9 protein-coding genes are annotated in these 8245 nt (G+C 61.8%); 3 read left to right on the plus strand and 6 right to left on the minus strand.

Going from position 1 to position 8245, the window contains the following annotated elements; all coding sequences use genetic code 11:
- Nucleotides 1-157: 157 nt before the first annotated feature.
- Entirely contained in the window at nucleotides 158-520 is a 363-nt protein-coding gene (locus tag VGP39_RS19435) for a nuclear transport factor 2 family protein (protein WP_327569723.1), read from the minus strand.
- Nucleotides 521-675: 155 nt separating this feature from the next.
- Nucleotides 676-1191 (minus strand): hypothetical protein, encoded by a 516-nt coding sequence (locus tag VGP39_RS19440; protein WP_327569724.1) that lies wholly within the window; start codon nucleotides 1189-1191, stop codon nucleotides 676-678.
- Between the two features lie 181 nt (nucleotides 1192-1372).
- Between VGP39_RS19440 and VGP39_RS19445 the strand changes: the two genes are divergently transcribed.
- Both VGP39_RS19445 and VGP39_RS19450 read left to right on the plus strand, forming a co-directional pair.
- Nucleotides 1373-1780: a DUF1236 domain-containing protein gene (locus VGP39_RS19445; RefSeq protein WP_327569725.1), complete on the plus strand. Its 408-nt coding sequence runs from the start codon at nucleotides 1373-1375 to the stop codon at nucleotides 1778-1780.
- 65 nt (nucleotides 1781-1845) lie between these two features.
- Nucleotides 1846-2268 (plus strand): hypothetical protein, encoded by a 423-nt coding sequence (locus VGP39_RS19450; protein WP_327569726.1) that lies wholly within the window; start codon nucleotides 1846-1848, stop codon nucleotides 2266-2268.
- A 48-nt stretch (nucleotides 2269-2316) separates the two neighbouring features.
- On the opposite strand, the gene VGP39_RS19455 is transcribed toward VGP39_RS19450, so the two are convergent.
- The gene (locus VGP39_RS19455; protein WP_327569727.1) at nucleotides 2317-3666 is read right to left on the minus strand and encodes an ATP-binding protein; all 1350 of its coding nucleotides are present in this window, start codon (nucleotides 3664-3666) and stop codon (nucleotides 2317-2319) included.
- A 108-nt stretch (nucleotides 3667-3774) separates the two neighbouring features.
- Here VGP39_RS19455 and VGP39_RS19460 point away from each other — a divergent pair, with 108 nt between their 5' ends.
- Nucleotides 3775-4395 carry a response regulator transcription factor gene (locus tag VGP39_RS19460; RefSeq protein WP_327569728.1) on the plus strand — a complete coding sequence of 207 codons (621 nt, stop codon included), beginning with the start codon at nucleotides 3775-3777 and terminating at the stop codon, nucleotides 4393-4395.
- 3 nt (nucleotides 4396-4398) lie between these two features.
- On the opposite strand, the gene VGP39_RS19465 is transcribed toward VGP39_RS19460, so the two are convergent.
- From VGP39_RS19465 to VGP39_RS19475, 3 genes are all read right to left on the minus strand, one after another.
- Nucleotides 4399-5052: a hypothetical protein gene (locus tag VGP39_RS19465; RefSeq protein ID WP_327569729.1), complete on the minus strand. Its 654-nt coding sequence runs from the start codon at nucleotides 5050-5052 to the stop codon at nucleotides 4399-4401.
- A gap of 24 nt (nucleotides 5053-5076) precedes the next feature.
- Complete coding sequence (locus VGP39_RS19470) at nucleotides 5077-5337, minus strand: hypothetical protein (RefSeq protein WP_327569730.1); 261 nt, start codon at nucleotides 5335-5337, stop codon at nucleotides 5077-5079.
- A gap of 205 nt (nucleotides 5338-5542) precedes the next feature.
- On the minus strand, nucleotides 5543-7855 hold the full coding sequence (locus VGP39_RS19475; RefSeq protein ID WP_327569731.1) for a PAS domain-containing sensor histidine kinase: 2313 nt from the start codon (nucleotides 7853-7855) through the stop codon (nucleotides 5543-5545).
- Nucleotides 7856-8245: the final 390 nt, after the last annotated feature.

Consider the following 8245-nt stretch of genomic DNA (forward strand, 5'->3'; position numbering starts at 1 on the left):
CTTGTTGAAACCCGTTGGAGCATCGCAATAACTGCAGATTTGCCTGAGGTCAGATCCCGCAACACCGTCGTTCCTAAGTAGTTGAAATGACTCGGATACATTTTTGGATCAGGCTCTAAGGGCCACTGTCTCGAAGCTGCCGCAGCAGCAGCGCACGTCAGACGGCACAACGGCCCAGTGGGCGGCATCTTGTGTGCAGGATCTTGCCCGTTCGATTGAAGCGGAAGTGGATCCGCACCGGCTTGCCGTCGTGGCTCTGATAATCCAGCATCACGCCCTCGGCGTCGGCCGCCACGTCCTCCATGGCAAAGGATCCCGGAGAGGGGGCTGCCAGCCGCGGCCGCCAATAGGCTTCCAGTGCTGCCCGTCCGGTCAGGCTCTGTTGCCCGTCGCATGCGCATTCGAGGGTCGCTGCCTCATCATAGAGGTCCAGCAACGCGCAGATGCTCCGGCTTCTGCACGCGTCCAGCCAGTCGACGACCGTCGCAACTGGATCGGATTCGTCCCGCGAAATCGGCATTTGTTCCACCCTACCATCCACGCTGTGCCCGGGCGCGGATTTAGGTGGTTAATCATGAACGGGCTCTGAACCTGCCATTCAGTCTGCGTTTGGGTATGTCTTGCAACGGCAATGCGGCTTCGTTGCCGGCGAGTCCGACGTGCCAGCAAGCAACCTCACCAACCGGGCATCGGCATGGGATCAGCCTGCAAATTGGCGGCATAATTGATGTTCGGCGTCCTCCGCTCGCGCTTGTGGGTGGCGATGCGTGGCTTGGCGGGCTTTTTCAACCGGACGGACGGTGCATTGTCCCGAACGATATCAGCCGTTCGAACCACCTTGGGGACATCGACTGTTGTTGCCGAATTTGCCGGGGTTGCTACGCTCATCGACACCAGGCGAGATTCGACCGCCTGCGTCGATTGACGAAGACATCCCGCCGAAAAGAAAGGCCAGTGCTGATCCGCGCATGAATCCCCTCTAGCGGCTGCAGTTGGCGCCGATGCGCCGGCAACGGGCGAAACCTCCAGCGGTGCTTTGACGGCCCCTGAACTGCGGCCAAGCTCGGCATCTGCGATCAGCGGAAAAGCCATTATCGACGCAAGTGCAACAGCCCCGATGACGTGGTTTCGGCCAAGGCCCGATAGCGCTTTCATCACATTTTTCTCGACGCCGTTAAGGATGCGGTTCAACCGGGGCGATGCGGGTTTGGTTCCAACCGGCCGGGATAATTCGGCAGATGCCGCGACACTTCGCGCGCAAAAGGGGGATGACACCCGCGTCCTTTTCTGTCGGGAAAAACATGCAATCGGACGGGAACCAACGATTGTCCGCGCTGTTCGCCTTCTTTGCTCAACAAAAAAGGAGGCCAGCTTGAAACGAACACTGATCACAGGCGCGGTTGTCGCATCGGCGCTTTCGATCTCAACCATGGCGATGGCCCAGGGCGGAGCTCCGGCCGGCGCTGTCGGGGGCGCCATCGTCGGCGGCGCTGTCGGCGGCCCCGTCGGGGCTGCGGTCGGCGCTGCTGCCGGCGCCACTGCGGGCGGTATCGCCGACGACGCGCGGCCGCGCTTCCGCAGCTATGTCGTGGAACGGCGGCATCCGTCCTATCGCTACCAGAGCGAAGTGCGCGTGGGCGCCGAGCTGCCGAACAGCGGCGTCACCTATTACGAGGTTCCCCGCGAATACGGCACGACCCAGTACCGCTACACGGTCGTCAACGATCGAACCGTACTGGTCGATCCTGGAACGCATCGGATCGTTCAGGTCGTGGACTGAATAAAGCGTCGAGAGAGCCGCCCAATCGGGCGGCCCTCTTCCGAAACCATCCTGGAAGACAAACTGTGCCCATCATCCGCTATACCTGTCTGGTCGGCTCATTCCTGCTGGGCATGCTGTTTCTGTTGGGCGACCGGGATACGCCCGCAGGTTCACCGGCTTCTGACCGCTGGACGTCGGTGGATTCGCTGCGGGCCATGGCGCATCTTGGCGAGCGGGTTCAGGGACAAGCCCGTGACGTTCGCTTCGTGGGGACAGAAAGGACGCCCGCCAACCGCGACGACCTTGCGGAAATTGCCGTTCGAGAAAATCCGTTGGTCATGAATGCCCAGGCCAACATGGACCTTCGGAAAACAGCCAGCCAACCTGCCGCGGCTGTGGCCAAGCCTCGAAAGCAGAAGGTGAGCAACCGGCAGGTTCGCGTCCGCACGGCGGTCGCAGAGGACATACGGCGAATGCCCTCGGATGTTTTTCCGCCCTCTTGGTGACTAGCCGGGCATAACCAGGCATCTGCCTCACCAGGCGACGCCGGCAAGTTAGCTGGTTTGCAGTTCAGCAGGCGCAAAGGGCAGGTTGCAGCGGACAGAAGTTCGTCCCTCGCCGCGGGACAATTCGAACGTTCCGCCCAACGCCCGTACTCTCTCGCGCATTCCCGTCAGGCCGCGGCCCATCACGACATCCGCCGGCATGCCGACGCCGTCGTCCGAAATTTCCACCACAACCTGGCCGTCAGCGGCGGTGGCTTTCAAACGCATCCGGGTCGCCTGGGCATGACGCAGAACGTTGGTTATTCCCTCCTGCATCACGCGATATACCGTCTGCGAAACCACGGCATCGATTGCGTCAAGGGCCGGATCGATTTCGAATGCCACCTCGATCGCCGGCACCTGCGACCGGACGCCGCGAAGCAGTTTTTGGATGCTGGACTGCAAACCGAATTCCTCGATATGCATCGGCCTCAGGCGGTCCAGGATGCGGCGGTTGGTCAACTGCAGGGCTTCGACGGATTGCAGCGCCTTCTGCGGCGGCGAGTCCAAATCATCCTGGCCGGCCATGCCGTTATCGACCATGGCGATGACGTTGGCGCGGATCGCGAACAGCAACGGGCCGAGTTCGTCGTGAAGCTCGCGGGCGATATCACGCCGCTCCTCGTCCTGGATGGAAACCATTTTGCGCAGCAGGGCGCGATTTTCGCGATCGAGCTGCGTCAGGGTTGCGGCAAGTTCATTGGCCGCCTCGCAACTCTCGCGAATTTCCGGAGGACCGGAACAGGGGATACTCCCGGAGTAATGTCCGTCGCGAAGCCGCGCCAGCCCGCTTCCGAGATCGCGCAGGGGTTTCAGCGCCCCATCAACCGTAAGATAGGTGATCGCCAGCGTGACAAGCGTGAGCGCGGCGCCGGAGGCGACGATCGCGAGAAAGCCGATCCATTTCTCGTAGACGTCGGCCATCATGTCCGGCTCGAATACCAGTTCCCCGACACGTTCGCCCCGGATCAGGATCGGCGTGTGACGCGCCAGTTCCGGCAGCCCTAGCAGGCGGACAAACCAGCCCGGAACCCGTCCCGACGTGCTGCCGGCGGCAGGGTTTACCTGGCCGGACTGTGACGAGGTGCCGGTCCTGCGGAATTTGATGATGCCGGCGCCTGAGGTATTCAACTCGGCCACGAACGCATCAAGCGTCGCTTCCGGATTGGACGATGCACTCAACGCTCTATTGAGCGCGCCTGCAATCGATACCGACGAGCGGCCTGGGGGTTCGTTTTCGTCGACAAGCTGATCGGCGGCAAAAACCCGCAACAGAACCAGGCCGGCAATCAGGGCGGTCAGGAACATCGTGCAGAGAAAAATGCACAGCCGGGTTCGCAGCGAGTAGGTTTTCCACATTCGGATTATTCTAACCTAAAAGATCCCCCAAATGCCTGTTCAGACGGCGATAAAAGCATATCTACTGGACACCGCCCTCGGGCGCTATCGATGATTGCGGCGGAACGCATGAAAATACTTATTGTCGACGATCATCCCGTAGTTGTTTCCGGCTGCCGCTCGTTGTTCGCGTCGGACCCTTCGATAAAGATCGACGATGCCAGCGACGAAAAATCCGGTCATCGTGCGTGGCTGAGCAAACGGCCTGACGTCACGATCATCGACATCAACCTGCCGGAGCTTTCCGGATTCGAACTGATGCGGCGGATCCGGAAGGACGATCCGGCCGCGAAAATCATCATGTTCAGCATGAATGACGACCCGGCCTTTGTCGTCCGTGCAGTGGAAGCGGGCGCGCAGGGGTATGTATCGAAGGGCGACGATCCGCGCCTGCTTGTGAAGGCGGTCAGGAAAGTGGCTGCGGGAGAAAATTTCATCACGCCGCATCTTGCCGAAACCGTAACTTTCTCGGCCGCGGCGATCCGCGCCAGTCCGGCGTCGCAAATGACGCCGCGCGAACTCGAAATATTGCGGCTGCTGGCGCGCGGCGACAAGATCGTCGAGGTCGCCGAGGCGCTTGGAATTTCCTATAAGACGGTTGCCAACACGACGTCGCTCCTGAAGCAGAAGCTCGGCGCCAAGAACCATTCCGATCTCATCCGCATTGCCGTCGAGATGGGAATGGATTGAGCGTCACCATAGGTCGTTCGGGTAGAACGCCATCGCACTGCGCACGCTGTTCAGCGGCAGCAGGCGGGTAAAACGTTTGCCGTCGGAGCGTTCATAGGTCCGTAGAACCATCAGTTGCAGCTTACGGCCGGTGTTTGCTTCAACGCGCTTGCGACTACCTGGTTTGGTCTTTGTCGGCAGTGCATCGCGGCGCATGATATGCGCCGGCGCGGGCGCAGGCTGCGGTGCATCTACCGGCGCGGTCGCTTGCGCCGGCCGGCGAGCTTGCACAACGCCGGGTTCGGAAGGCCGCGCCGGCGCGCTTTCGGTGAATGCAGCCGACGCCGGCATTTCGACACTCGCCATTCTGGTGTCCGGCTCTTTGGCGGCGGCTGGTTCGGACCTTGCAGCTTCCGCCGGCTTCACGACCGGCGATCGTTTCCGCGCAACAATTTGCTGCGCGGTGTTTGCCGCGATTTTGGCATGGGGTTGCCAGGGATCGGGAGGGCGAATCAGCCAGTGCAATCCGGCGAAATAGCTGCCCAGCGTAATGACGATCGCGAGCATGTATCCCATAAGCCCAGGCATCACGACACCCTTGTTGGCACGAACTGTTCGTCCGTGCACGATCCGCGGAATTGCAAGTCCCGCAGCAACGCCGACTGCGCCGGAGATCACCGAAAGTGCTCTCCGGCGGGGGTATCAGCGATAGTGGCGGTGACGATGATGACCGCGTGCCCAGCCGTAGTGGTGACCGCGTCCTCGGCCCCATCCATAATGGTGGCCTCGGCCGCCGCGGCCCATATGACCGTGGCCGTGGCCATGTCCGCCCTTGACCAGCACGGCGGCGTCGCCGCCGTCGATGGCAAGCGCGCTTGCGGGAACGCGCGGCATCGCGAAAGCGGCCGTCGCCGAGGCTGCAATCGCCACGGCAATGCAGCCGGCCTGAATCAATCGTTTCATCGGGAATCTCCTCCGCCGCCTGGTGCGGCATTGGCACAAGTTCCCGGACAGATTTTTGTTCCCTGCCGGTGCCAGGGTGGGCCGCTCGCCCTAAAAATGTGGGTCTAATTACGGAAAAAAACCACGATTGCCGTTTTGTCCCGAATTTGATTTGCGCAGCGGAACTTTTTCCGGGTGAAATAAGAAGGCTCGCGGGGAAGGAAGGTCAAGCCGCCGCCGAAAGCCTGGTCTTGGCGTCGCGCGGCAGCGAGACGCAGACCACGGTGCCGGCGCTGAGTTTTGAGCGCAGCTTCATCGAGCCGCCATGCAGATTGGCCAGCGATTTGGCGATCGCAAGGCCAAGGCCGGAGCCGTGATAGGTCTTGGTCAACTGGCTCTCGACCTGTTCGAACGGCTTGCCCAGCCGTCGCAATGACTCCGGCGCGATGCCGATTCCGGTGTCGGCGATCAGCAGTATCACCGCGTTTCGCCGACGGCGGCAGCGGACGGTGACCTTGCCGCCGTCGGGCGTGAATTTTACCGCGTTGGACAACAGGTTGACGATGATCTGCTTGACCGCGCGGCGATCCGCCACCACCGGAATGGTGCCCTCGATATCGGTGTCCAGCGTCAGATGCTTGTCGTCGGCGCGCCCCGACACCACGCGCAAGGATTCCGCCAGCGTATTCGACAAATCGAGCATTTCCAAATCGAGCTTCATTCGGCCGGCTTCGATCTTCGACATGTCCAGGATGTCGTTGATCACCTCGAGCAGATAATGGCCGCTGGTCAGGATGTCGTGGCAATACTCCTCGTATTTTTCCGAGCCCAACGTGCCGAACATGCCGCTGCCCATCACTTCGGAAAACCCGATGATGGCGTTGAGCGGCGTGCGCAGCTCGTGGCTCATATTGGCGAGAAATTTTGATTTGGTCTGGTTGGCTTCCTCGGCGCGGTTTTTTTCGTCGGAATATTTTTGCGCGAGGTCGACCAGCTCGATGGCCTGCTGCTCGAGCGTGGTTTGCGAGCGCTTGAGGTCGATCACGGTGGCGCGCAGGCGAAGGTCGTTGTCGACCAGCTTCTGTTCGTGCTCCTTGATGCGGGTGATGTCGGTGCCGACCGAGACATAGCCGCCGTCCTTGGTGCGCCGCTCGGAGATGTGCAGCCAACTGCCGTCGTCGAGCTGCGCCTCGAAGGTGCGCGCGCCCGGCGGCTGCGCACTGGTTTCCTGCAGCCGGGTGCGGACTTCCGGCATGCTGCCGACCTCGATCACGGTCTCATAGGACGTGCCGGGCGTCACCGCGGAGTCCGGCAGCCGGTGCAGCCGTTGGAAATGCGAGTTGCACAGCACTAGGCGGTCTTCGGCGTCCCACAACACGAAGGCCTCGGGAATGGTCTCAATGGCGTCGCGCAGCCGCAGGTCGGCTTCGACCGTCTTCTCGGCGAGGCTCTTTTGCTCGGTGATATCGACGGCGATGCCGATCAGATGCGCGCCGTCGCCGGCGCCCTGGCTGAGCTCGCAGCGCACCCGCAGCCAGATCCAGTGGCCGTTGGTGTGCTGCATCCGGAAGGTCTGGTCGATGTGGTTGATTTTCGCGGAGATCAACTGGTCGGCGATGGCGAATAGGTCGATGTCGTCGGACTTCACCAGCGCGTTGACCTCGCCGAAGGTCAGAAGGTCGCTGCGGCTGTCGAGCCCCAGCATGGTGAACATCGACTGCGACCAGAAGATTCGGCCGCGCGACAGGTCCCAGTCCCATAAGCCGCAGCGTCCGCGATTGAGCGCGGTGTCGATGCGGCCGCGCACCGCGTCGTTGATGAGATCGCCCTCGCGCGCGCGCGTGGACTGCCAGTGGAATGCAAAGCCGAGAATCAGCACCACGAAGCCGGTGGTGGCCGACAGCGTCACCGACAATGCCGCGTCCGATCCCCACAGCGGCTCGATCTTCTCCTGGATCACGATGACCTGGCCGGGCAACGCCCTGATCAGGCGCAAGGTCGCCAGCGCGCTGCCGCCATTGGGCAGGATCATGTCGGTGACGCCGCCTTGCTGGCCTGGCAGTGTCAGCAACTGCGCCGCGCTGATGACGTCGAGAATCCGGTCGGTGTCGCCAAGCTCCGCTTCCAGGGGGACGCGGGCGAGAATCTGCCCATCGGCACCCGTGACGAGGACGTGGCGTCCCGCCGCGATGCCCCATGATGGAATGAAATCGGGCAGCAATTTCTGCAGCCGCTCCACCGACGCAGCGCGGTCCGGCCGGATCGTGCCGATACGATCGAGCCGCTCGGCGAGCAGATCGGCCAGCGCCGACAGGTCGCGCTTCATCGAGGCGCGCTTCTGCCGGCTCTGATCGATCACCTGAACGAAGGCGCCGATGCAGATGGTGATCAGGAAGGCTATGATGAGGGTAGGGACCGCGCGGCGGAGCGCGGGTTCCGCGATCAACAGGCGATGATAGGCAGGTTTCGCGATCGACTGCGCCAATCCCTTGATCGAATCGGATTGGACGCACGCGCTCGCCGCGTGTGCGCGCGCCATGCCTTTGGCCCCCTGGAATTGTTATCGTCACCCGTTCGAGAGAACCCCCGGCCACTCTCGAATCACAGGGATTTGAATCGGTTTTTTTCGCGCTGTCGAGAGTCAACGATTCGTTAATGCAAAAAAAATCTTGTCCAACGGAGAATCATACCGCTGAAGTTTGCGCGGAGTGAGTCCGAAACAGGAACGCCGCCGTCGTCCCCGCGAAGGCGTAACAAGAAGACAGTTCTAGGGGGTCAAAGGCATGGCGCGTGCACACGCGGCGAGCCCATGCGTCCAATCCGATTCGATCAAGGGATTGGCGCAGTCGATCGCGAAACCTGCCTATCATCGCCTGTTGATCGCGGAACCCGCGCTCCGCCGCGCGGTCCCTACCCTCATCATAGCCTT

Source organism: Bradyrhizobium sp., assembly GCF_036009065.1.
Taxonomy (GTDB): domain Bacteria; phylum Pseudomonadota; class Alphaproteobacteria; order Rhizobiales; family Xanthobacteraceae; genus Bradyrhizobium.

Coding starts and splice junctions, on each gene's coding strand:
- VGP39_RS19455 (WP_327569727.1), bottom strand. CDS start 3,666: ATGTGGAAAACCTACTCGCTGCGAACCCGGCTGTGCATTTTTCTCTGC.
- VGP39_RS19470 (WP_327569730.1), bottom strand. CDS start 5,337: ATGAAACGATTGATTCAGGCCGGCTGCATTGCCGTGGCGATTGCAGCC.
- VGP39_RS19435 (WP_327569723.1), bottom strand. CDS start 520: ATGCCGATTTCGCGGGACGAATCCGATCCAGTTGCGACGGTCGTCGAC.
- VGP39_RS19475 (WP_327569731.1), bottom strand. CDS start 7,855: ATGGCGCGCGCACACGCGGCGAGCGCGTGCGTCCAATCCGATTCGATC.
- VGP39_RS19460 (WP_327569728.1), top strand. CDS start 3,775: ATGAAAATACTTATTGTCGACGATCATCCCGTAGTTGTTTCCGGCTGC.